Source organism: Alteromonas confluentis (genome assembly GCF_001757105.1).
GTDB lineage: Bacteria > Pseudomonadota > Gammaproteobacteria > Enterobacterales > Alteromonadaceae > Alteromonas > Alteromonas confluentis.
Window position 1 is genome coordinate 81,648 of record NZ_MDHN01000008.1, and the last position, 24,058, is coordinate 105,705.

Here is a 24,058-nt window from a genome sequence, read left to right on the forward strand (position 1 = left end):
CCATCAAAAAGCCCCTTCATTTTTACTTTCATTGCACATCAGTGCATGCTTAAGCGTATTGATACAAAATCGTTTTACAGGAATTAGCATGTCTCAATCAACGCCCGTTTGTGTGGTTACCGGTGGTAGTCTTGGCATTGGCTTAGCCGTGGTGGAGAAGTTCGCCAAGAATGGCTATCAGGTGGTGAATCTGGACATTTGCGATTTTGATAAGCCGGTGGAACAGGCGCAGTGGATGGAATGCGATGTCACCAGTGAAAGCGCTGTGTCTGACTGTATCACTGAAACCCTCAATCGATTCGGTCGAATAGATGCGTTGGTTAGCAATGCAGGTATGCATTTTTCCGCCACCATCGAAGATACCTCACCTGAAGATTTCGATCGGGTGTTCTCGCTGAATGTAAAGGGTGCCTATCACGCCGTGCGGGCTGTGTTACCCGCAATGAAACAAGCCAAATCCGGGGCCATCATCATCATGGCTTCTGATCAGGCGATTATCGGCAAGCGTAATTCCTTCGCCTATAATATGAGTAAAGCCGCGCTGGCTTCCATGGCGAAAACCACCGCGTTAGATTATGCCTTCTTTAACATTCGCGCGAATGCCGTGTGTCCGGGAACCATTGAAACCCCGCTGTATCACAATGCCATCGACAAATATGTGGCAGCTAGCGGTGCAGATAAAGCGCTGGTACACGCCGAGGAAGAGGCCGCGCAACCACTCGGGCGACTAGGGCAGCCAGAAGAAGTGGCGGCGTTTACGTATTTTCTTGCCAGTGATGATGCAAAGTTTATTACCGGCAGTCTGCAGTGCATCGACGGTGGCTACACGGCACAATAATGAAATTTATCGACCCGCACTTACATTTCTTCGCTCTGGACCACGGTGACTATCATTGGTTGAAGCCTGAGAATCCGCCGTTCTGGTCGGATAAAGCTGACATTGCCAAGTCTTTTGCTGAAAAAGATCTGCGCCTTTTTGGCGAGCAAGGGCTTGCCGGTTATGTACATATTGAAGCGGGATTCGATAACGTACGTCCCTGGCGGGAAATTGATTGGTTGGAGTCGAATTGCACTTCGCCCATGCGATCTGTTGCCGGGTGCGATTTACAAGCAGATGATTTTGAAGCGGTGATGCACGCGCTTATTCAGCGCCAGTCTGTGGTTGGCGTTCGTCATATACTCGATGACAGTGCTTTCGTTGTATTGCAAAGCAGTAAAGCTCGACGGGCATTGTCTATGCTGGCCGAAGCTGAACTGAGTTTTGATGCGCAGCTGTACGGCGAAGATACCGCAGGCATTTCCGCACTTATCGAAGTGTGTCATCTGATGCCAGCGCTGCGTGTAGTGGTAAACCATGGCGGCTTTCCGCCTGCTTCTGAAATCAATTACGCGAACTGGAAAACCAATATGTCGGCGCTAGCGGGTTGCCCTAATGTGGCAGTAAAAGCCTCTGGCTGGGAAATGACAAACCGTAATTGGCGCACCCAGAGCGCTGCAATCATTATTAACGATCTTATTAATCTGTTTGGCACTGACCGTGTGATGCTGGCGAGCAATTTTCCGCTAAGCAATTGGCGCTATTCGTACTCAGAATTCTGGGAGCAACTCATTCCCTGTGTGCCGGATGCTGTGCGAGGCCAGCTGTGTTACCAAAATGCCCACAACTGGTACAGATTCTAATTGATATTGCGTGCGTTTAGCCTATTGATAAACGGCTATCCGGGAAGCGAACTCTGCGCTGTCGTGGGCTTGCCAGAAGATAAGCGAGGGTAAGCGGGCCAAGCCGGCCGAGGAACATGAGCACGATAATAATGCCCTCTCCCCAGGCTGATAAATCCCCCGTTAATCCCCGTGACAAACCTACGGTGCCCAATGCCGATACTGCTTCAAAAACGATGTCGATGAAGGGCGCGGTTTCGGTAATCGTCAGGACAAAAATAGCAATCCAGGTGACACCCGCAGAGATGACGGTTAACGCCAGCGCTTTCGATACCGTTTCAGGACGAATGGTGCGCTGAAACAGCGTTGGCGCATGCTCTCTTCGCAGGAAGTTATACGTTGCCGTAAGCAGCACAACAAAAGTTACTACTTTAATGCCACTTGCCGTACTCATCGACCCACCACCAATAAACATAAGCAGAAGCATGAGGGTAACTGAGCCGTCTTCCAGTGCATTGATGTCCAGCGTATTAAATCCTGCCGTACGGGGCGTCACCGCTTGAAACCAGGAAGCCCACCATTTGCCTGCGGCATCGAGTTTACCGAGAGTTTCAGGGTTGTCGTATTCGATGAGATAGATAAGTAGCAACGCGGCCACATTAATAATGAGCGTACCCAGGAGCATGGTTTTACTGTAGGGCGTAAGCATTTGCCATTTTTTCTTTTTAACCAGGTCAATCCAGACCGAAAATCCCAATCCGCCGGTGATAAACAGTGCGGTGATGGTGATATTCACAACCGGATCATTTACGTAGGCCGACAGGCTGTCTGATGAGAGCGCAAATCCCGCATTGTTAAACGCGGAAATGGTATAGAAAAATGCTTCGTAACAGGCCTGTTTCCAGCCCATTTCAGTTTGCCAATACGCGCTTAATACAAGAATGCCGATAGCTTCAACGGCAAGGGCAAACAGAATAACGGCTTTTGCGGTACTTACCAGTGAAGATGTATCGGTTTCATTGAAAGCTTCTTTCACTGCACTCTGCTGTAAAAAGCTAATTTTGCTGCCGATGGCAACCAGGGTAACAACGGCAAACGTCATTAGTCCAAGCCCGCCAAACTGAATGAGGCCGGCTATCACCATCTGTCCGAATAGGGTAAATCCGGTTCCTGTATCGACAATGGCAAGGCCAGTTACCGTTACTGCAGAAGTTGCCGTAAACAGGCTGTGTACCCAGGAAATGGGGGCCGTGGTGGCGAAAGGCAGTTTAAGCAGAACGGTGCCGAGCAAGATAAAACCTAAGAAACTCAGCGACAGGATAAGGGGCGGCGCCGCCTGAATTTTTAGAGATCCACGGGGTTTACGCTCAAGAGGTCGGTTTCCCGGTAACCAGCGTTTCAACGGCTGAGTCTCGGTGCTATTTTTGCCAGAATTTCCCTGGGGCCGCTGAGTATGACCTGATCGTCAGTCTCAAAACCAAACGTGCTATCCGGCGAACAATGAATACTCTGCCGCCTTTTTATCATCAGACAGTGAATGTCGTTTTTGTATCCGTTTATCAGGTCGTTGAGGGTAAAGGGAGTCCGCTTTTGCGGAATTACCACTTCCACAATGTAGTGCCCGTGTCCGAGGCTCAGGTAATCATTCACCATTGGGTAGTTCAGTGCCTGAGCCACCCGCACACCCATTTCCTCTTCGGGATGAATGATTCTGGCCACATCAAGTTTCGAGAGAATGGTATGATGCGCCTGGCTGTTGGCTTTCACCCAAATATTGCTCACATTTTCATGCTTCAAATTGAGCACACACAACAAGCTGGCCTGCATATCCTCACCAATGGCGACAATTACCGCTTCGCTATCGTGAAGACTCAGTTCCGCCATTGCTCTTTCGTCGGTTGCATCGCAGATGAGGGTCTGAGTTAAGTCAGAGGCATATTGCTCTGCCAGTTTTTCGTCAATATCGATGCCGGTCACAGTGTGACCAAGGTGAATGAGTTCAAGGCTTGTAGTAATGCCAAATCTACCTAAACCAATCACTGTAAAATGCGCCAATTGATGTACTCCATTTCAGATCAGCCAAGTGGCTGTAATCGTGTGATGCAGAGTGCTACGAAAGAAGCAAGAATATGGAACATTCGCTCAGGACTTTTTCAGCGACCGTCTATAGCAGTTGCGAGCAATATTATCCTGCTCCTGAAATAGCTTCTGACTTTTTGAATAGCATCTGAGAGGCTTTTCCTACTAAAACAATCACTATTACCCCAATAAGCACAGGCGTAATCAGGAATGCCCAGCCTTGACAGGTCATCATAATGAGTAACGGATTCGCACCGGCGGGCGGATGTGTTGTTTTTGTCAGCAACATAGCACTAACACCAATTCCCGTAGCCAGTGCCAATGTCAGCGGCGTAACATCAAGGTATTGCGCGAACAGAATACCAACAGTAGCAGTAACCAGGTGGCCTAAAATTACATTTTTAGGTTGCGCTAACGGACTTTCGGGTAATCCGAAAACCAGCACGGTCGTCGCCCCGAATGGTGCCATAACCAGAGCGATATCAGTCAGAGACTGTTGCGAAAAAGCGAGTAAGGCAATTGCGGCGAATGCGCCTATACCGGCGAGAATGGCTGTATTAAATCTGTTCATTTGCATTTTCCTGTTGAGGTAGACTGATTTGTCTACTTGTAATGGTAGACAGGTCGGTTTACCATTGTCAAACGGTTCTTCAGGAAAGATGAGATGACAGCGAAAAAGCAACTTCTAACTGAAACTGCTCTGCAGCTTTTTTACGCGCGTGGTATTCACGCTATCGGTATAAACGAAATATTGGCACAGTCGGGGGTTGCTAAGAAAACTCTGTATCACCATTTTGCCAGCAAGGACGAGCTGCTGCTGGCAGCTCTTCAACTGCGTCACGAGCGTTTTATTAGCTGGCTAAATGAGAGTTTACAGCAAGCCACAACAGGTGACGCCGCAGTAGAAAAGTTATTCATGGCACTTAGCAGCTGGTTTAACAGTGAAGAGGAAAAGCTCGGTTATTTTCGAGGCTGCTTTTTTATTAACACCTCTGCCGAATTCAGTGATGCTGAGAGTGCTGTGTTCCAGCGTTGTCAATTGCATAAACAAGTGGTCAGAGAAACGATTGGACGATACCTCCAATGTGATGAACAGCGGTTAAACAAAGTATGTTTGTTGATGGAAGGCGCTATTGTCACAGCGCAAGTGTCGGGTGGCGCGGATGCGGCCTGTGCGTTGGCAGTCAAAATCTTATCGAATGATAAGGGACAAGGATAAAAAAGGCCGCAAATTGCGGCCTTGAGGTGAATCGACAATTCAGCGCTTATTTCAGCGCGGTTACTGACATATTTGGTGAACGGTAAACGACTTCATCGTTCAGTTCGATGCCAATTCCCGGTGTGTCTGGCGCTTCGATAAAACCGTTAACCGGTTGTGGATCTTGAATACACAGCTCGCGGTTCCAGGATTTGGTTGCGTAGGTGTGGTGCTCGTGGATCAGGAAGTTCGGGATAGCGGTTTCCAGATGCAGGCTGGCGGCAGTCGCAACAGGGCCACCACATACGTGGGCCTGAATGCGCACATCGTAAATGTCAGCGTAGTCACACACTTTCTTCGCTTCAGTGAAGCCACCACACAGACCAATATCTGGCTGCAATACGTCGAGAGACTGATCTTCCAGATAAGGGCGAATTCCCCAGCGATTATACAAACGCTCACCACCGGCAATTGGCGCTTTCACATTACGGGCAACCTTGTCGTGCAGTTTAGAGTTCAGGTAGTTCACTGGCTCTTCGTAATACATGCAGCCAAATTCTTCTACCAGCTCACCCAGTTGAATAGCGGTGGTGGCGCCCGGCAAACTGTGGCATTCAAAGATGATGTCACCTTCGTCGCCCATGGCATCACGAATAGCTTGCAGACGAGCGCGGAACAGCTTCATTTCAGCGCGAGAGATTATCTTCGTACGGTCGAAGTGGGTGTCACCATTGATGTCATAAACGATGGGGTCAACCTTCACAGCGGTGTAACCTTCCGCCATGGCTTTTTCAGCGGCACGACCGTATTCTTCAGGCTGGATCAATTTTGTAATGGTGGTGTCCCAGTCGAACTGCAATTGGCTGGCGTAAGAACGCAATTTGCCGTTAGTTTTGCCTCCCAGTAGTTGATATACCGGCAGGCCAAGAGCTTTACCTTTGATGTCCCACAGTGCGGTATCCACGGCACTCATGGCGGCGTAAATCACAGGACCGCCACCGAGACCCCAGAAGCTCTCACGCAACATTTTCGACCACAGGCCTTCAGTGTTAAACGGGTTCCAACCAATTAGCATGGCTTCGGCGATTTCTTTAATCATGTGCGCTGCAGCCGAATGACCCCAGTCGTAAGCCAAACCGGCTTCACCTAAACCGGTAATGCCTTCGTCAGTATAAATACGCACAAATACCGGGTTCCAAGGCGGACGCTCGGGGCACTCGATATCAAAAATTTCAACTTTGGTAATTTTCATTTTATGTCCTGAATCTGATATTGCAGTTTAAACGCAGGCGCAGCGGGGAAAGGGATTGGCATTCACAACCGTCTGCCGCAGGGATGCGGCAGTCGAGGCCCCATGGATGGGTTTACGCCGTGTTGTGAATGCCAATCCCGTCCCCGCGAAAGCTTGCGTCGGCGCTTATTCGCAGAATGTCGGGTCTAATTTATATGCGCGGCGCAGCATGGCTGGCCAGGCTTTTTGTCCGCCGGTTTCACCAGCGTGGACGATTTTGGCCTGCTCGTAAATGCCTTTTACGATAGGCTCTGGTATTTCGATGACTTCTTCACCGGCTTGCATCAACGACATCTGGATATCGCAAGCACGCTCCAAATCGTAGAAGCGCATAAATGCATCGCCCACGGTGGGGCCAACTGTCAGGCCGCCGTGATTGGGCAATAACATGTGATTCGTGTCGCCTAAATCTTCTTGTAGCTGTTTACGTTCGTTGTCGTTAACCGCTAAACCTTCATAGCTATGGTAGCTCAGTGAAGGCAGTGAAAACAGCGAGTACTGGCTCCATGGCTTGAGTCCGCCCTTAAGCGTTGCAACGCCAATGGTGGCTTTGGTATGAAGGTGAATGACGCATTTTGCGTCTTCGCGCACTTCATGAATCGCGCTGTGAATAGTAAAACCGGCTGGGTTTATCTGATAAGGCGAGCCATCGAGAATATTGCCGTCCAGGTCAACCTTTACCAGATTTGACGCCCGTACCTCGTCGAAGGTCAGGCCAAACGCGTTAACCAGATAGTGGTTGGTTCCGGGTACTTTGGCTGAAATATGGGTGTAGATTAAGTCGCCCCAACGCATGTCCGCGACCAAACGGTAACAGGCTGCGAGGTCCACCCGAGTTTGCCATTCTTCTGGCGACACCTTGTCTTTCAAACTGAAATGTTCGAGTTCAAACACGGAGTCACTCCTTTTCATTTGTATTGATTTAAAGTAGCAGAGGAAGGAAAGACCAACAATCCCGACTTCATCTAACTCATTCTTTATCGGTCTGGCTTTGGCGGAACAGCACTGAAAGGCTATCCCGCAAGGGGATAAGATGATCCCGGTTTTGCATATCCCGGATTGTCAGTTGGTAGACGTCCCGCTTCACCCAACTCAAATTGTCGTTCGCCCAGGCTGGAGCAGCGAAGGGCTGGCCGATACCTTCCAGTCCAGCATGCTGGCTGCACGCATAGATGCCCATGTTGTCCTTTGTTGTAAGTAATAACTTACCAACTTCAACATTAATACCGGTTTGTGCAAAGACTTCACGATGCAACGTGCATTGTTCCGCCTCTGTTTCAGCTGTTTGGGCCACGGGCAGTTCGAGTAAGCCACCGGCATTTTGCCAGAGTAGCGTGTCGGTATCAGCTTTTATTATGCAAGCCAGGGTGTCATGTTGCTGGGGCGTACTCTCGATGGTGCGACATGCCGGAGGCGCGGGCAGGTCAGTGCATCCGAAAAGCGGCAAAAGTAACAATATGGCTGATAAGCGAAACCTAAAAAACATACAACCAGGTAAAATAAATGTTATTCAATTAAAAATTTAAAAGAGTCTTAGGCTCTTATACAAGATCACTGACTACGTATCAGTGGCGGCAGTATAACAATAATAATCACAGGTCCGAACCGGACTTGTTTTAAAATTTCGGTCTATGGAATGAAATGTAATACAGGTTAACCACTTGAAAGCACGACGATTATCGACCGGGAAATGTTGAAGGAATCAGAGATGTCCATGAAATCTATATTGTCCCCGCTTTTGTTGGGAGTTGTCGCGCTGGGTGGCTTTCTTGTTTATGTCAGTTTACCTGAAGAAGAAAAAACATCGGCGAGTAATGGTTTTGCTACCCCGGTTCGAGCTGAATCTGTGGTATTGCAAACGTTCCCGGTTACCATTGAAGCCTTGGGCACCGCTAATGCGAATGAGTCGGTCACCATTACTGCGCAGCAAACAGACCGTGTGCGCGAGGTGAAATTTGACGATGGCGATCACGTTAAGGTGAACCAATTGCTGGTGCAGCTTAGCAACGAAGAAGAACTTGCCCGGGTCGTTGAGCTGGAAGCGAATATTGACGAAGCGCAGCGTCAGTTTGAGCGGGTCGTTAACCTGGCGAAAACCCGCGCCGCATCGCAACAAATTCTCGATGAACAACAAGCCAGAGTAAAAGCCCTGACCGCTCAGTTAGATGTAGCTAAAGCACAACTTTCCGAGCTGGAAATCCGCGCGCCTTTTTCTGGCGTGCTGGGTATTCGTAATGTCAGTGTCGGTTCGTTGGTGCAGCCTGGCGAAATTATCACTACGCTCGACGATATCAGCGTAATCAAAGTGGACTTCAGTGTTGCAGAAGGGCAACTGGCCAGCTTGTCACCGGGGCAGCGGGTTTTCGCTCGCTCGGTGGCGTATCCCGGTGAAACTTTTGAAGGTGAAATTTCAACCATCGATTCCCGTATTGATCCCGTCTCCCGGTCAGTTTTAGTGCGGGGGCTCATCAAAAACAATCCGACGCGACTCCGCCCAGGCATGTTGCTGCAAATTACATTGGAAAAGCAGGTGCTGGAAACCCTGGTGATTCCGGAAAAAGCCCTGGTACCCATTCAAGATAAGCAGTTTGTTTTCGTAATCGACGGCGACGTGGTGCACCAGCGAGAAGTGATTATTGGTGAGCGTAAACCTGGCATTGTGCAAATTGTTGACGGCCTCAGTGAGGGCGAGCGCATCGTGACCGAAGGCACTTTGCGAGTACAGCAGAATTCCAAGGTAAGAGTTCTGGACCCGCTAAACGCTGAAGGAGAATAACCATGTGGTTATCAGATACTTCCGTTAAGCGTCCGGTGTTTGCCACGGTAATCAACCTGCTGGTGGTGATCTTCGGGATTGTGGCAATCAGCATGTTGTCGTTACGGGAATACCCGGATATCGACCCGCCCATTGTTTCGATCACGACAAACTACGATGGCGCATCGGCCAATATTGTCGAAACCCGTATCACCCAATTGCTGGAAGATCGCATCAGCGGTATTGAAGGCATTAAAAATATCACCTCAAGCAGCCGAAACGGCCGTTCACAAATTACCATTGAGTTTCAGCTTACCCGCGACATTGATGCTGCCGCTAACGATGTGCGCGAAGGGGTTAGCCGGGCACTGAATAATCTGCCTGAGCAGGCCGATCCGCCAGAAGTTGCCAAAGCCAACTCCGATGAAGATGTGGTGGTGTGGTTTAACCTGCGAAGTACCAACCTCGACACCATGGAACTGACCGACTACGCCGAGCGTTTTCTGGTTGACCGTCTTTCCATTGCAGAAGGCGTGGCGCGGGTGCGTTTGGGGGGGCAGCGTACGTATGCAATGAAAGTCTTTCTCGACCGCAATGCTATGGCAGCACGTGGCATTACGGTAACTGATGTAGAAGACGTGATTCGTTCGGAAAACGTAGAGCTACCTGCCGGAGAGGTCGAGTCCAACGATCGCGATTTCGAAGTTCGGGTAGCCCGTTCATACCTGACACCCGATGACTTTGCCCAGCTCACCGTAGCGGTAGGTTCGGAAGGTTACCTGGTACGCTTAGGTGAGATAGCCCGCGTGGAACTGGCCCCGGAAGACGACGAAAGTGAGTTTCGTGGTGATGGGGTAAACATGATTGGCCTGGGGATCATTAAACAGTCTAAAGCCAACACCCTGGATGTGGTGCGTTCAGCCAAAGAACAAATCGCTAAAATAGAAGAAACTCTGCCGGATAACATCTTTATTGTGCCCAGTTACGATTCTTCCGTATTCATCGAAGAATCCATCAACGAAGTGTACAACACGCTTATCATTGCCATGCTGCTGGTGGTTTTGGTGATCTACCTTTTCCTCGGCAATGTGCGCGCCACGCTTATACCGGCAGTTACTGTCCCTGTGTCGATGATTGGGGCATTCATCGTGATGTACCTGCTCGGCTTCTCTATCAATCTCTTAACACTACTTGCCATGGTGCTGGGTATTGGCCTGGTGGTGGACGATGCCATCGTGGTGCTGGAAAACATTCACCGTCGCATCGAAATGGGAGAAACGCCATTACTAGCCGCTTATCGCGGAACCAAGGAGGTCGGCTTTGCGGTAATCGCGACCACGTTGGTGCTGATCTCGGTATTTGTACCTCTGGTGTTTCTGGAAGGGAATATCGGGCGGTTATTTACTGAGTTCGCCCTGGCTATGGCCGCTGCAGTGGCCTTTTCCAGTTTTACCGCTCTGTCGCTGTCGCCCATGATGGCCTCGAAATTACTCAAAAAACAAACCCGCAACAGTGGCTTTGGCAACTGGCTGGACAAACGCTTTCAGTCAATCGAAGGGCTCTATCATCGTAGTTTGGGAAAAACCATTCATCAGCCCTGGCTGATGGCCTTACTTTTTGTCATAACGCTAACGCTTATCTGGCAGTTGTTCGGCAAAATTCCCAGCGAGTTTACGCCCAAAGAAGACCGCGGCACATTTTACATTTTGATGAAGAGCCAGGAGGGGGCATCCTTCGAAAGTAATGCGGCTAACTTACGCAAAATCGAAGAAATTCTCATGCCCTATCGAGAGGAAGGCACTTTTGATCGACTGCTGGTAAGAGCGCCCGGCTTCGGCACCAACGCAGGTCTTGCCGTGGTGGGCGTAGTACCCTGGGATCAGCGTGATTTCACCTCTTTTGAGCTAATGAACGAAGTGACCAAAAAGCTGGATGCCATTCCCGACGTGCGAACCTTCGGTATGATGCGTAGTGGCATCGCTGGACGTGCCGGACAGCCTGTGCAATTTGTTCTTCAGGGCGATACCTACGAAAACTTAGTGAGCTGGCGGGATATTATTCTGGATAAAGCCCGTGAAAACCCTGGCTTAGTGCGCGTAGATTCTGACTACAAAGATACCTCCCCACAGTTGCAGGTGAATATCGACCGTGACAGGGCGGCCGACCTCGGCGTTTCTATTTCGGATATCGGACGTACACTGGAAGTCATGCTGGGGCAGCGACGGGTATCAACCTACCTGGACCGTGGTGAAGAGTATTACGTTATCATGGAAGGGATTGAGGAAGACTACCGTAGCCCAAACAGTATCGACAATTTGTATGTGCGTTCCCAGCGAACCGGTCAGCTCATTCCCATGGACAACCTGCTAACTGTGGATGAGCAGGCAACGTCGGCGGTGCTTAACCGCTACAACCGCATGCGCGCTATTACCATTGAAGCTAATTTGGCGGAAGGCTACACACTGGGCGAAGCCTTGGCTTATCTGGAAAACATTGTACACACCGAGTTGCCCGATGCTGCTTCTGTGGACTACAAAGGGGAATCCCAGCTTTACCATGAGCAGGGAAGTTCTTTTATCTTCGTGTTTATCCTGGCACTGGCGGTAACGTACCTTATCCTCGCTGCGCAGTTTGAAAGCTGGGTGCATCCTTTTGTGATCATGCTCACGGTGCCACTGGCGCTGGTGGGGGCTTTTATAGGTTTGTATCTAAGCGGTATGACACTGAATATTTACAGTCAGATTGGACTGGTGATGCTCATTGGTCTTGCGGCGAAAAACGGTATATTAATCGTCGAATTTGCCAATCAATTGCGGGATGCCGGCGTGGAATTTGAAGAGGCGTTACGTCGCGCCGCCGCCCAGCGATTACGCCCTATCGTGATGACTGGTTTCACCACGGTATTCAGCTCACTGCCGCTGGTTCTCGCCAGTGGCCCGGGCTCTGAAAGCCGAATGGTCATTGGTATGGTGATTTTTGCTGGGGTAATCGTATCGGCATTCATGACGTTGTACATCGTACCAACGGCATACGCCACCTTTGCTAGAAACACCGGTTCACCAGAAACCCGAGCCAAAAGACTGGCCGAAGAAGACGCCGCCATTCCCTACCGCAAAGGGGATTTGGAGTAGCTAAAGGCCAGCGGTGTACGATAAGCCGGTGATTTACGATAGGCCGGTGCTGTGGAAGCCCTGCGCATTTAAAATCTGGAACACGCCGCTGGTCAAATTTCATGAGATGCATGGGAGGCTGGCGCGAAAGCTGAGAGGACTTTGGATTCAAAACGCATTGATAGCTCCCTATTGGGCTGTTGAGGGAAATGCTTGAAGGGACAAAGCCTACTAGCGTGATGAGTCGCTTGCTCGGGCGAAAAGACCGGCGCGGGAGCCTGGAGCATTTTAAATTCGGAACCGTCTGCCGCAGGGATGCGGCAGTCGAGCCCACATGGATGTGTTTACGGCGTGTTCCGAATTTTAAATGCGCAAGGCTCCTAAAGCGCCGGTCTTTAACCAGCCCCGCAAGCTTTCAAGCGCCGGCCTTCAGCAGCCACACGTTTTCCTGGGCGTCTACTTTGCCTTTCAGATTGATTTCGTTGCCGTGTAGCAAGGTAATGCTGTAATGGTCGATGTAGTGTTGCTCCACTTCGTTGGCAATTACCGCAAAGGGAGGGCCGTCCATTTTTTGCTGATCATAATCGAAAGTGATCAACAGCTGCGGGGCAGTGCCTGTGAGGTCGCGCAGGTGTTTGGTGTAGCGTACCCGCATTTCAAACGGCAGGGCTACCAGTGCTGCACGGTCATAAACCGCATCGATATTGCCCAGCATGTCGGGGGTAATATGAAAAATATCGCCGCCGAATAACGTAAAACCCGGGCCGTCGTAGCGTGTGATGTCACCTATTTTTGTGCTGTCAGGAATAATATCCAGTTGCTGACACAATTGCGCAATGGCAATGGTGCTCAGTTCGGCTGCCACCACGTAGTAGCCCTGTTTGATCAGCCACGGAATATCCAGCGTTTTACCACACAGCGGCACAAAAATGCGGCTGCCTGGTGCCAGCGATAAACGATGAATATTTTGGGTCAGGTTAGGATTGGCTTCCTGTTCATGAAAACCGGTCTCATTGTTATGCCACTTCATTAACCAGAATTCTGGATCCATCTTCCATTCCTTATCAGTTTAGATGTTGGCAGATTAGCTTAACCAGTCCGGCAGGTAAATCACTGTTAATGTAAGAATACCTGACCATGCGACTAAAACCGCTGCTGCTTGATAGCTGATTCCTCTAACCGACGCAAGTTTGTGTGCGTTGTCGTTGGGTAAAATAAAACTCGATAACCCTGCTACAACCAGCGTAATGACAAAGCCAATGAGGTTCCACCAGAACCAGAAAAGAGTACTGTCGCTGAGCCATAAAAAGACATTGGTGCCCACACCGGCTAACAGCCCAATATTCATCGCAACCGGAGAAATTTTGCGGCTGTGTATGCCTGCAAGGAAGGTGGCTAAAACTGGACCATAAAACACCGAACCAATTTTGTTGATGGCTTCAATGACCGTAGGCGCAATATTGCCTGCGTATAGCGAAAGTACCAGTGTGATTAATCCCCACACTGTACCTGCGATGCGTGCCCGTTTCAGGTAACTTTCATCGTCGGGCTTTGCGCCAGTGACGCGGCAGATGTCTTCCGTAGTTACCGCGGCAAGGCTATTGATGGCAGAACTTAGCGAAGACATGGCCGCCGCCAGAATCGCCACCACAAGAATACCGACAATGCCCGCAGGCAAATAATTAACGATAAAGATCGGCATCATCCAGTCTGGCTCGTCAGCGGGGATCTGCGCTTGTAATTCCGGGGTAGACAGCACCACTGCGCCAATCACTAACCCCGCAGCGCAATACAGCACGGTGATGGGGAAACGCAGAAAAGCGACAGTGAGCAGCATCTTTTTTAAATCGCTGATACTGTGACTGGACAGCGAACGCTGCGCCTCGGACTGGTCGCAGCCATAGTAGGAAGCGTAAAGCACCAGTCCGCCAAAAATCATCGGCAGCAAACCAAAGTCGCTGCCATCAAGGCCCGCGGTTTCTGTGTTCGCAGCCTGCAAGCGTTCTGAAGGAATGATGTTCATGACTTGCTGCCAGCCACCGGCGGCGTCCAGACCAGCCCACAGACATAATCCTGCACCGGCAACAATTAACACCATCTGAATCGCATCGCCATAAACCACCGCTTTCATACCGCCCATGGCAGAATAAATCAGCGTAATGACCCCAATGATTAAAATGGCGTGAAGTTGGTTCAGCCCCATGGTGCCTTGCAGGATAAGGCTAATGGCATAAATCATAATGGCGGTGGCAAAGGAGCGACTTATCTGGAACACAAAACTGATAAGCAGACGAGTGGACCGGGAAAACCGCTGTTCTAGATAATCGTACACACTCACCACACCGGCATTGTGCAAGGTGGGGAGCAAGCGCCATAGCATAATGATAACGGCAAGGGGCAGGGCAAGTTCGTAACTTAACCAAATCAGTCCGCCACCTTCACGAAGCCCAACAAATGCGGGGGCTGAAATAAAACTGATAGCCGAAAGTTGGGTAGCCATCACTGAAAGCGTGAGTGTGGGCCAGGCCAGAGAACGTCCACCGAGAAAGTATTCCTGGCCGCTTTCCTGATGACGGAATCGTAACCCCAGCCAGAGCAAGCCAAGTAAATAGAGTCCTACAATGAGGTAGTCGAGCCAGGTCATCCTTTTCCCCTTTTTTATTATCTACGGATAAGTTCGCAAAATACCGTTTACTGCTCAGGCACTTCACCACCTTAGCACAGCAAGTCGCTGAATTGTGGTTGGGATTTATACCGATGGCGATGGGGAATTGTTCAACAAAGGGCAGGAAACAAAAAAGGCAGCCAAGCTGCCTTTTAAATCTAACAAGAAGAACGTGTTGATTAAGCGGTTAACTTAGCAACGGCTTCTTTCAATTCTGCATTTACTGCGTCATCGGTTACTTTACCGGCTTCTACGTCGAATACATCGTAGAAGTTAGGCACGGATACGCTGGCTTTTACGTTACCGGCAAAGAATTCTGCAGAGGCCACTGCTGCGCCAAGCACTGATTTCGCGCCACCTGGACCTGGTGATGTTGACAGGTAAACAGCGGGTTTATGCGCGTATACTTCGCGATTAGTTCGGCTCGCCCAATCGAATAAGCTCTTATAAGCCGCTGGATAATGGCCGTTGTGCTCTGCAAAAGAAATAACCAGCGCATCGGCGGAAGCGATATCTGCAAGAAATTGTTTAGCCTGTTCAGGGCTGCCCAGTTCTTCTTCGCGATCTTGAGTGTAAAGCGGCATCTCGTAATCGTTGATATCGAGTACCTTTACTTCTGCGCCGTCGATGAGACCGGCAACATAAGTCGCTAACGCTTTGTTAATAGAGGTTTTGTGAGTACTGGCACCAAAAGCTACAACTTTCATTTATTAAAATCCTTTCTGAGTTTCTGTTCACTATACAATACGGTTTTTCACGCTTTTGGGTAATTGCTAAATACCAGACAAAACGTTCGATTTTATGAAACGAACGTTTACCTCAACATGATCATCCGTAATTTGTATGAATTCCGCGTTGCCAAAGAGTGATGGATGGCGTTTTGTACGCACCGTAATTTAGTGCCAGCCTATTTCACACCCCACAGGAATGGCGAAGGCTGCCACATTTTCCCGGCGCTAAAACTGAACCCGTTCGGGCGATCGTCTGCAATCAACAGTGGGCCATCGAGGTCGACAAATTCTGCGCCCTCACACAGTAAATAAGCGGGAGCCATCGCCAGTGATGTGCCCACCATACAACCTACCATTACCGTAAATCCCAGTTCTCTGGCGCGTTGAAGTAGGTCAATGGCTTCGCTCAGGCCGCCAGTTTTGTCCAGCTTAATGTTAACGCTCTGGTAACGCTTACGTAGTGTTTCGAGATTATCTGCGGTATGACAGGATTCATCGGCACAAAGCGGTATTGGGCATTCATAGCCTTCCAGCGCCGCGTCTTCTGCAGCTGGCAATGGTTGCTCTATCAATACGACATTGCAGGCTTTCAGTTGGTCGGCAACGGCTTTAAGCACATCCACTGACCAGCCTTCATTAGCGTCTACAATTAGTTGACTGTTTGGTGTGACCTGATGAATTGCGGCAATCTTTTCCACTACCGCTTCGGGGTCAAGTTTCACCTTTATTACCGGAGCGCCAGCCAGTTTACGTGCTGACGCCTGCATGTTCTCAACCGAATCTACGCTAATGGTTTGTGCGGTCACGCACATTTCAGGCAGCGTTAACTCCGTTAGTTCTGCCACCGACTTTCCACTGATTTTGGCGCGTAAATCCCAAAATGCACAGTCCAGGGCATTACGGGCAGAGCCCGCTTTTAGTAAATCGGGTAATAATGCGTGGTCTTCCACATAACGCAGCTTTCCCTTTACCGACTCAAGTTCAGCAGTCACCGATTCAATGGATTCGCCATAGCGGCCATAAGGTACAGATTCGCCCTGACCAGTAAAGTGACCGTCGCTAACGGTCACACGAATCACTTCTGCAGCGGTTTTCTCACCGCGGGAAATACGAAACACTTCCGCCAGGGTGAAGCTCTCGTGGTAAACAGAAATGGTTAAGGCCATTAGAGCGCACCAACAATGTTGCTTACACCAAATCGCACCGGATCAGTACACGGTAGGCCCAATTTTTGGCTGATATCTTCACAGTATTGCCGCGCCTCTTCCTCACTCACACTTGACGTGTTTACGGCAATACCAACAACCTTCACATCGGGGTTGGTCAGGCTGGCAGCCTTAGTGGTCATTTCAATTACATCCTCAAGGGTGGGTTGAGGGTAGTGGGGTAATCCGCGCATATGTGAGCGGTTTAGTGCATGACAAATTACCAGTGCGTCAGGCTGGGAACCGTGCAACAAGCCCAGAGACACACCAGCAAATGCCGGGTGAGATAATGAACCCTGGCCTTCGATGATGTCCCAGTGATCATCGTCGTTATCCGGGCTTAAGGTTTCTACCGCACCGGAAATAAAGTCGGCTACCACGCAATCGATAGCGACGCCTTCACCTGCCACCAAAATACCGCTTTGTCCGGTGGCTCTGAACGTGGCTTTCTTGCCCGCCTCATTGAGTGCTCTGGTAAGCGACAAAGAGGTATACATTTTTCCTACCGAACAGTCGGTGCCCACGGTAAGTAAGCGTTTTCCACTGCGCTTGATACCTTTACCGGTTTTAAAACGGGTGGTGGGATGACGAATATCAATAAGCTGTCTATCAATACGGCTTGCGGCTTCAACTACGGCGGGAATGTTAGTGAGCTTGTCGTGCAGGCCGCTCACTACGTGCATACCTGCCTCAATTGCCTCAACAATGGTGGGAACCCAGGCTTCATCAATAAAGCCGCCGCTATTGGCAAAGCCGAGTACGAATGTGTTTGCGCCCTGAGACACCGCTTCATTGATAGTCATTGCAGGTAAGCCGGTAGATACCTCGCAGCCAGGAAGCGCGTATTCGCCAATGCAGGCATCTGGGTTCCAGTCGGCCACACTTTTGGCCATTTTGATACTCAGCGGGTCGGTCGCATCACCGATAAACAACAGGTACGGCGGGGTTAAGATCATCGTTACTCCACAAACCATTAATAGTAAGAGACCATTTAAAGGAAAGCGGGTGGGGAATACAAGCGGGAAACTGCTAGTGGAAAGTGATATGCGACAATCTTCATACAAAAAAGCCACCGAATCGGTGGCTTTTTCAAAGGATTGTACCTGAACGATTACTCGTCGAGGAAGCTGCGTAACTGCTCAGAGCGGCTTGGGTGACGCAGTTTGCGTAACGCCTTCGCTTCAATCTGACGGATACGCTCACGGGTAACGTCGAACTGTTTACCTACTTCTTCCAACGTGTGGTCGGTGTTCATATCGATACCGAAACGCATACGCAGTACTTTTGCTTCACGGGCTGTCAGACCGGCCAGGACTTCCTGGGTTGCGTCTTTCAGGCTGCCGCCGGTAGCTGAATCGAGGGGCTGAATAATGGTGCTGTCCTCGATAAAGTCACCCAGATGCGAATCTTCATCATCACCGATTGGGGTTTCCATGGAGATAGGCTCTTTCGCAATCTTAAGCACTTTACGGATTTTATCTTCCGGCATTGCCATACGTTCTGACAATTCTTCCGGTGTAGGCTCGCGACCCATTTCCTGAAGCATCTGACGAGAGATACGGTTCAGTTTGTTAATGGTTTCAATCATGTGAACCGGAATACGGATAGTCCGCGCCTGGTCAGCGATTGAACGGGTGATTGCCTGACGAATCCACCATGTCGCGTAAGTTGAGAACTTATAACCACGACGGTATTCGAACTTATCTACCGCTTTCATCAGACCGATGTTACCTTCCTGAATCAGATCCAGGAATTGAAGACCACGGTTGGTGTATTTTTTCGCGATTGAAATAACCAGACGTAAGTTCGCCTCAACCATTTCTTTCTTCGCACGACGGGCTTTCGCCTCACCAATAGACATACGACGGTTAATGTCTTTAATGTCAGCGATAACCAGACCAGTTTCCTGCTCTACGCTGTTCATCTTAGAGATTGAACGCTCGATGTCTTCTTTATGATTTTCCAGCAGACCGGTATACGCCGCACCTGAAGCCAGTGTCGCCTTTAACCAGTCGGTGGTGGTTTCGTTGCCAGCAAATGCCTTGATGAAGTCTTTCTTCGGCATCTTCGCGTTCACAACGCAGTACTTCATGACAAGACGTTCTTGAATGCGCACTTTGTCCATCATGTCGCGCATGTTTTTAACCATGCGATCGAACTGCTTCGGCACCAGACGGAATTCTTTGAAAATCTCACTCAGAACATTAATTTGTTCACGTGATTTTTTATCAGAACGACCGTTAGTTTCAATCACTTCGCGGGTTTTCAGATATTGCTCACGGAGCAGGGCGAATTTCTCGCGCGCTAATTCCGGATCAACACCGCTGTCATCGTCATCACTGTCGTCGTCATCGTCGTCGCTGTCATCATCGTCTTCGTCGTCCAACTCTTCAGCTGGAAGCTCAGAACCGATGTGCGTAGCCGTTGGCGCGAGATCCTGATCATCGTTAGGGTCAACGAAACCAGAGATAATATCGCCTAGGCGAATTTCTTCTGCTTCGTACAAGTCCCACTGTTCCAGCAAGTAAGTAATTGCTTCAGGGTACTCAGCAACAGAACACTGAACCTGGTTGATACCGTCTTCAATACGCTTAGCGATTTCAATTTCGCCTTCACGGGTAAGCAGTTCTACGGTACCCATCTCACGCATGTACATGCGAACCGGGTCAGTGGTGCGGCCGATTTCACTCTCAACGGTAGCCAGTGCCTGCGCAGCAGCTTCGGCAGCGTCTTCATCGGCAGTGGTTTCTTGCATCAGCAGTTCGTCTGAGTCTGGGGCAGATTCTGAAACCTGGATCCCCATATCGTTAATCATGCTGATGATGTCTTCGATTTGATCGGAATCGACGATATCTTGTGGCAGGTGGTCGTTAACCTCTGCAAAAGTTAAGTAACCTTGTTCTTTACCTTTTGCAATAAGGAGTTTAATCTGAGACTGCTTGCTTTGAGCCATATAACCTACACTTCTCACATTTAATTAATAAGCAAAAAAGCACGTCCAAGCACCGGAATTTTCCGTCTTGTCCATGCTTGCTGTCGTTTGTTACCGCACCTGTCAGAACATCGGCTATTGTAATTTAGGCCTGTTTTATGCATAGTAATCAAAAGCTAATACTTTGATTGTCGCATCAGGGGCAGCCCGATGTTTGATTCAATTCTGTTTGTGGCGAATTAGCCAGTATAACAGGAAAACGTTAAATTTGACCAGACGTTCAGCGCGATTTTTCGCCAGAACGAAAGCATTTATAGCTTTTGACGCTCTTTCATCAGTAAGGTCAGTTCAGTCTTCTCTTCCTGTGACAAGGGTTGCATACGCGATCGGGAGATCAATGTTTCAATCCTGCTATCGAAATGCCAATCGAGCAACTTTGCAAAACTGTCGCAATATACTGTCTCTGCATCGTCATCCTTTATCAGGTGTTCCTGCAACAGTAACTTCGCGATGACAGGAGAATGGGGATGGTCGCGGAAGTTTTCAAGGACCTGGGCGGTAGTTGACTGTGGATTATTTACACAGAACTGGTGTATATCCACAAGTACGTTAATGCCGGGCACACCACTGTGAGCTAAAACTACTGGCGCGCATTCGGGATGTCCAGCCGCCAGGGCAGGGTTATCCAGTAATAATCGAACCATGGTCCGCACCGGCGAAATCTGGGTTTTTTGCTGGGTGTAGCTGGAATGTTTAGGTTTGGCTGAAGCCTGATTCGCCTGTTGCATATCTTGTTGCAGACGAAAACGGTCGTACTCACCCACGTGTTTTGCTAACTCTTCCTGCAGCATGGCTTTCTGACTATCACCCAGAACCTGATCAATCAGCGGCTGAGCTGCTGCTTTCAATGCCACCTTACCTTCAGGTGTGCCTACTTCATGTTCTTTTAGTAGTGATTCAAAGAAGAATCGGGATAAGGGCAGGGCATCATCAAGCAAATTCATGAAGGCGTCTTTACCCACCTTGCGCACCATAGTATCCGGATCTTCACCGTCGGGCAGAAACAGAAAGGTCAGTTTTACGCCGTCTTTTAATGCAGGCAGGGCATTTTCCAGTGCGCGCCAGGCTGCGTCGCGACCGGCGCGGTCACCGTCATAACAGCACACAATATGGGATGTCGCGCGCATCAACATGCTCAGATGTTCGGGTGTGGTAGCGGTACCCAATGCGGCAGTGGCAATATTGATATCGAATTGGCTTAAGGCCACCACATCCATATAGCCTTCTACAATGATGACCTTATCCAGGTGCCGCTGGCTTTGCTTGGCCTGATAAAAGCCAAACAGTTCATGCCCTTTGTGGAAAATGCGGGTTTCCGGCGAGTTAAGGTATTTCGGGCCATCGCCTTCCAGCACCCGGCCGCCAAAGCCAATGACACGTCCACGGCGATCCCGGATCGGAAACATGATCCGATCACGGAAGAAATCATAGGTTTTGCCGCGATCATTCTGGTTTACCAGCTTCAAATCGATTAATTGCTTAACACGCTCGTGTTCTTTGCCGAAGGTTTTTAATACACCATCCCACTCCGACGGTGCATAACCAATTTCCCAGTGTTTGACTATATCACCGGACAGTCCGCGGCCTTTAAGATAATCAATGGCTTTCTGGCTGTTCGCGTGTTGGCGAAGCTGTTGCTGAAAATAGCGGGCCACGCTTTCCATCAAGGCGTAGTCGTCTTGCTGTTGCTGACGCTTTTCTTCGCTCATGACCGGGCGGCTGCTTTGCTCCCGGGGCACTTCGAGGCCATGAATTCTGGCGAGTTCTTCAATGGCTTCAACAAACTCAAGGCGGTCAAATTCCATGATGAAGGAAATTGCGTTGCCATGGGCACCACAACCAAAACAGTGATAAAACTGCTTATCCTGGCTTACCGTAAAGGACGGGGTTTTTTCGTTGTGAAAGGGGCAACAGGCTTGATAATTTCTGCCGGCTTTTTTCAGCTTCACACGACTGTCTACAATGTCGACCACATCGCTACGGGCCAACAGATCATCAATAAAATCGCGTGGAATTCTTCCGGACATCAGAAACGGTAACCTACTGTTTTAAATCAAAGAGCGTGAAAAATATAAGCAGCAAACCAGGGATGTTTGCAAAATCCTGTATCAGCAGAATGCCAGATACTTTAATCAGGGGATGTGCGCGGTGCAACCAAATAATGTTTTCGTGCCACAAATAAAACAGCGGCTGAAACATGCTGTTTCAGCCGCTGCTCAGAACGCACTGCAGGGAAATTACGCGTTCAGACGCGCTTTGATTTTTCCGCTCAGTGCGCCCATATTAGTACGGCCCTGAACCTTAGGTTTCAGTACACCCATCACTTTACCCATGTCCTGCATACCGGTTGCGCCGGTTTCAGTCATGGCTTCTTCAATAAGTGCAGCCACTTCATCGTCAGTCAGAGGCTGTGGCAAGAATGACTCAAGAACAACGATTTCAGCACGTTCGGTGCTGGCCAGATCGTCGCGGTTAGCCTGATCGTACTGTGCAGCTGCATCCAGACGTTGTTTAACCATCTTGGTCAGAATTGCCAGGATAGTTGGATCGTCGTCTACAGTGATTTGCTCATCGATCTCTTTTTGCTTGATAGCGGCAAGTGCCATACGAATAGTACCAAGCTTGAGCTTTTCCTTGGCGCGCATTGCGTCTTTTTGCGCGTTCTTTAAGTCATCAATTAAAGCCATTATTTATTCTCTGTCTGATGGGCTTGGGAAGGGGCGTTACTTTTTCAGTGGGCCTTAAGACAGCAAAGGTGCCATAAGGCACCTTTGTCAAAGCCAACACTATCTTAGTAGAGTTTTACGCGACGTGCGTTTTCGCGAGCCAGCTTTTTCATGTGGCGCTTTTTAGCAGCCGCTTTCTTACGCTTACGTTCCCAAGTAGGCTTTTCGAAGAACTCACGACGACGAACTTCAGACAATACACCTGCTTTTTCACAAGAGCGCTTAAAACGACGAAGAGCGACATCAAACGGCTCGTTTTCTCTAACTTTAACGATAGGCATTAAATTCTCACCTCAAAAATTTAGTATGTAGCCGGGCGTGGTAAAGTGTGCGCTAAATCGACACCCGGGTTAAAAATGGTGCGAAATTCTATTCTTTTCTGAGGGAGATGTAAAGCCGGTATTGTTAAAAAATTGACCAGTGATCGTTCAAAAGTGCTCGCGATCCTGCGTTTGGGCGTTTTCTCAACGGCTTATTAGGGGTAAACTTGCCGCCCTGCTTAACAGAATCGTCTTTTATACGACGGCTAAGCAACTTCATCTGCAACGAAATACGAGGAAAACTATGCGCATTCTGGGTATCGAGACATCCTGTGACGAAACCGGCATTGCTGTTTATGACGATGAACAAGGATTATTGTCCCATGAATTGTATAGCCAGGTAAAGCTGCACGCGGATTACGGCGGTGTGGTGCCTGAACTGGCTTCCCGGGATCATGTTCGCAAGATCATTCCCCTGATCCAGAAAGCACTGAAAGATGCTAACACCGAAGGCAGCGATCTCGATGGTATCGCTTTCACGCAAGGGCCGGGTTTAGTGGGCGCACTGCTGGTGGGCTCCTCCGTTGGCCGTGCATTGTCTTATGCCTGGGATATTCCCGCTGTTGGCGTGCACCACATGGAAGGTCATTTGCTCGCGCCCATGTTGGAAGCCCATGCGCCGGAATTTCCGTTTGTAGCGTTGTTAGTCTCTGGCGGTCATTCCATGTTAGTAGACGTAAAAGGCATTGGTGAATATGAAGTGCTGGGCGAGTCTATCGATGATGCCGCCGGTGAAGCGTTTGATAAAACCGCCAAACTGCTCGGGCTGGATTATCCTGGTGGTCCGCTGCTGGCGAAACTGGCAGAAAAGGGCGAGGGTGGTCATTATCAGTTTCCCCGCCCAATGACCGATCGACCCGGCCTTGATTTCAGCTTCAGTGGTCTGAAAACCTTTGCGGCTTATACCATTCGTGACGCCGACGACTCTGAACAAACCAAAGCCAACATTGCTTTTGCCTTCCAGGAAGCGGTGGTGGATACCCTGATCATTAAATGTAAGCGCGCGCTCAAGCAAACTGGTCGTAAGCGCCTGGTCATCGCCGGTGGCGTAAGCGCCAACACCTATCTGCGCGAATCGATGCAAACATTAATGACATCACTGCGCGGTGAAGTGTTCTATCCTAGTCTTGGCTTCTGTACTGACAACGGCGCCATGATTGCCTACGCCGGCATGCAGCGCCTGAAAGCCGGTCAAACTTGCGACCTGTCTGCCGCTGCCAAACCACGCTGGCCGCTGGATTCATTGATGCCGGTTTAACGACCCAGGCATTTGGGAACGGCTTTCGACCAGTTTCCCCATTGTGCGGCAAATGAAATGACGCTGTAA

At 49.6% G+C, this 24,058-nt stretch carries 21 protein-coding genes; 6 read left to right on the forward strand and 15 right to left on the reverse strand.

What is annotated here, in order from left to right:
• Window positions 1-88 precede the first annotated feature (88 nt).
• Together BFC18_RS03510 and BFC18_RS03515 are read left to right on the forward strand one after the other, a co-directional pair.
• On the forward strand, window positions 89-838 hold the full coding sequence (locus BFC18_RS03510; RefSeq protein ID WP_070123809.1) for an SDR family NAD(P)-dependent oxidoreductase: 750 nt from the start codon (window positions 89-91) through the stop codon (window positions 836-838).
• Entirely contained in the window at window positions 838-1,680 is an 843-nt protein-coding gene (locus tag BFC18_RS03515; RefSeq protein WP_070123810.1) for an amidohydrolase family protein, read from the forward strand. Before BFC18_RS03510 ends, BFC18_RS03515 begins: the two co-directional genes overlap by 1 nt.
• A gap of 16 nt (window positions 1,681-1,696) precedes the next feature.
• On the opposite strand, the gene BFC18_RS03520 is transcribed toward BFC18_RS03515, so the two are convergent.
• The 3 genes from BFC18_RS03520 to BFC18_RS03530 all read right to left on the reverse strand — a co-directional run bounded on the left by BFC18_RS03520 (window position 1,697) and on the right by BFC18_RS03530 (window position 4,309).
• Complete coding sequence (locus tag BFC18_RS03520; protein WP_070123811.1) at window positions 1,697-3,061, reverse strand: TrkH family potassium uptake protein; 1,365 nt, start codon at window positions 3,059-3,061, stop codon at window positions 1,697-1,699.
• Window positions 3,058-3,714, reverse strand: coding sequence for a potassium channel family protein (locus BFC18_RS03525; RefSeq protein ID WP_070123812.1), 657 nt, complete (start codon window positions 3,712-3,714; stop codon window positions 3,058-3,060). The genes BFC18_RS03520 and BFC18_RS03525 overlap by 4 nt, the downstream gene beginning before the upstream one ends.
• 130 nt (window positions 3,715-3,844) lie before the next feature.
• Window positions 3,845-4,309 carry an HPP family protein gene (locus tag BFC18_RS03530; protein WP_070123813.1) on the reverse strand — a complete coding sequence of 155 codons (465 nt, stop codon included), beginning with the start codon at window positions 4,307-4,309 and terminating at the stop codon, window positions 3,845-3,847.
• 93 nt (window positions 4,310-4,402) lie between these two features.
• Here BFC18_RS03530 and BFC18_RS03535 point away from each other — a divergent pair, with 93 nt between their 5' ends.
• Window positions 4,403-4,957: a TetR/AcrR family transcriptional regulator gene (locus tag BFC18_RS03535; RefSeq protein WP_070123814.1), complete on the forward strand. Its 555-nt coding sequence runs from the start codon at window positions 4,403-4,405 to the stop codon at window positions 4,955-4,957.
• Between the two features lie 46 nt (window positions 4,958-5,003).
• On the opposite strand, the gene BFC18_RS03540 is transcribed toward BFC18_RS03535, so the two are convergent.
• From BFC18_RS03540 to BFC18_RS03550, 3 genes are all read right to left on the reverse strand, one after another.
• Window positions 5,004-6,188, reverse strand: a complete 1,185-nt coding sequence (locus BFC18_RS03540; RefSeq protein ID WP_070123815.1) for a mandelate racemase/muconate lactonizing enzyme family protein — start codon at window positions 6,186-6,188, stop codon at window positions 5,004-5,006.
• A 165-nt stretch (window positions 6,189-6,353) separates the two neighbouring features.
• Window positions 6,354-7,139 (reverse strand): class II aldolase/adducin family protein, encoded by a 786-nt coding sequence (locus tag BFC18_RS03545; protein ID WP_139138939.1) that lies wholly within the window; start codon window positions 7,137-7,139, stop codon window positions 6,354-6,356.
• Between the two features lie 58 nt (window positions 7,140-7,197).
• Window positions 7,198-7,713 carry an NUDIX hydrolase gene (locus BFC18_RS03550; RefSeq protein ID WP_139138940.1) on the reverse strand — a complete coding sequence of 172 codons (516 nt, stop codon included), beginning with the start codon at window positions 7,711-7,713 and terminating at the stop codon, window positions 7,198-7,200.
• A 222-nt stretch (window positions 7,714-7,935) separates the two neighbouring features.
• On the opposite strand from BFC18_RS03550, the gene BFC18_RS03555 reads away from it, so the two are divergent.
• Both BFC18_RS03555 and BFC18_RS03560 read left to right on the forward strand, forming a co-directional pair.
• Window positions 7,936-9,003, forward strand: coding sequence for an efflux RND transporter periplasmic adaptor subunit (locus BFC18_RS03555; RefSeq protein ID WP_070123818.1), 1,068 nt, complete (start codon window positions 7,936-7,938; stop codon window positions 9,001-9,003).
• 2 nt (window positions 9,004-9,005) lie between these two features.
• Window positions 9,006-12,113, forward strand: coding sequence for an efflux RND transporter permease subunit (locus BFC18_RS03560; protein ID WP_070123819.1), 3,108 nt, complete (start codon window positions 9,006-9,008; stop codon window positions 12,111-12,113).
• 394 nt (window positions 12,114-12,507) lie between these two features.
• On the opposite strand, the gene tmpT is transcribed toward BFC18_RS03560, so the two are convergent.
• The 9 genes from tmpT to rpsU form a co-directional block, all read right to left on the reverse strand.
• Complete coding sequence (tmpT, locus tag BFC18_RS03570; RefSeq protein WP_070123821.1) at window positions 12,508-13,143, reverse strand: thiopurine S-methyltransferase; 636 nt, start codon at window positions 13,141-13,143, stop codon at window positions 12,508-12,510.
• Window positions 13,144-13,176: 33 nt separating this feature from the next.
• Window positions 13,177-14,736: a sodium:solute symporter family transporter gene (locus BFC18_RS03575; RefSeq protein WP_070123822.1), complete on the reverse strand. Its 1,560-nt coding sequence runs from the start codon at window positions 14,734-14,736 to the stop codon at window positions 13,177-13,179.
• 200 nt (window positions 14,737-14,936) lie between these two features.
• On the reverse strand, window positions 14,937-15,464 hold the full coding sequence (locus tag BFC18_RS03580) for an NADPH-dependent FMN reductase (protein ID WP_070123823.1): 528 nt from the start codon (window positions 15,462-15,464) through the stop codon (window positions 14,937-14,939).
• Between the two features lie 200 nt (window positions 15,465-15,664).
• A complete protein-coding gene (gene dgcA / locus BFC18_RS03585; RefSeq protein ID WP_070123824.1) occupies window positions 15,665-16,654 on the reverse strand; it encodes an N-acetyl-D-Glu racemase DgcA in 990 nt (329 codons plus the stop codon).
• On the reverse strand, window positions 16,654-17,649 hold the full coding sequence (gene dgcN, locus BFC18_RS03590; RefSeq protein WP_070123825.1) for an N-acetyltransferase DgcN: 996 nt from the start codon (window positions 17,647-17,649) through the stop codon (window positions 16,654-16,656). Before dgcN ends, dgcA begins: the two co-directional genes overlap by 1 nt.
• A 155-nt stretch (window positions 17,650-17,804) precedes the next feature.
• On the reverse strand, window positions 17,805-19,646 hold the full coding sequence (rpoD, locus tag BFC18_RS03595; RefSeq protein WP_070123826.1) for an RNA polymerase sigma factor RpoD: 1,842 nt from the start codon (window positions 19,644-19,646) through the stop codon (window positions 17,805-17,807).
• Window positions 19,647-19,936: 290 nt separating this feature from the next.
• On the reverse strand, window positions 19,937-21,712 hold the full coding sequence (gene dnaG / locus BFC18_RS03600) for a DNA primase (RefSeq protein ID WP_070123827.1): 1,776 nt from the start codon (window positions 21,710-21,712) through the stop codon (window positions 19,937-19,939).
• A 210-nt stretch (window positions 21,713-21,922) separates the two neighbouring features.
• Complete coding sequence (locus tag BFC18_RS03605; protein ID WP_070123828.1) at window positions 21,923-22,372, reverse strand: GatB/YqeY domain-containing protein; 450 nt, start codon at window positions 22,370-22,372, stop codon at window positions 21,923-21,925.
• Window positions 22,373-22,476: 104 nt separating this feature from the next.
• Window positions 22,477-22,692, reverse strand: a complete 216-nt coding sequence (rpsU, locus tag BFC18_RS03610; protein ID WP_070123829.1) for a 30S ribosomal protein S21 — start codon at window positions 22,690-22,692, stop codon at window positions 22,477-22,479.
• A gap of 283 nt (window positions 22,693-22,975) precedes the next feature.
• On the opposite strand from rpsU, the gene tsaD reads away from it, so the two are divergent.
• Window positions 22,976-23,989, forward strand: a complete 1,014-nt coding sequence (tsaD, locus tag BFC18_RS03615; RefSeq protein ID WP_070123830.1) for a tRNA (adenosine(37)-N6)-threonylcarbamoyltransferase complex transferase subunit TsaD — start codon at window positions 22,976-22,978, stop codon at window positions 23,987-23,989.
• The last annotated feature ends 69 nt before the right edge of the window (window positions 23,990-24,058 follow it).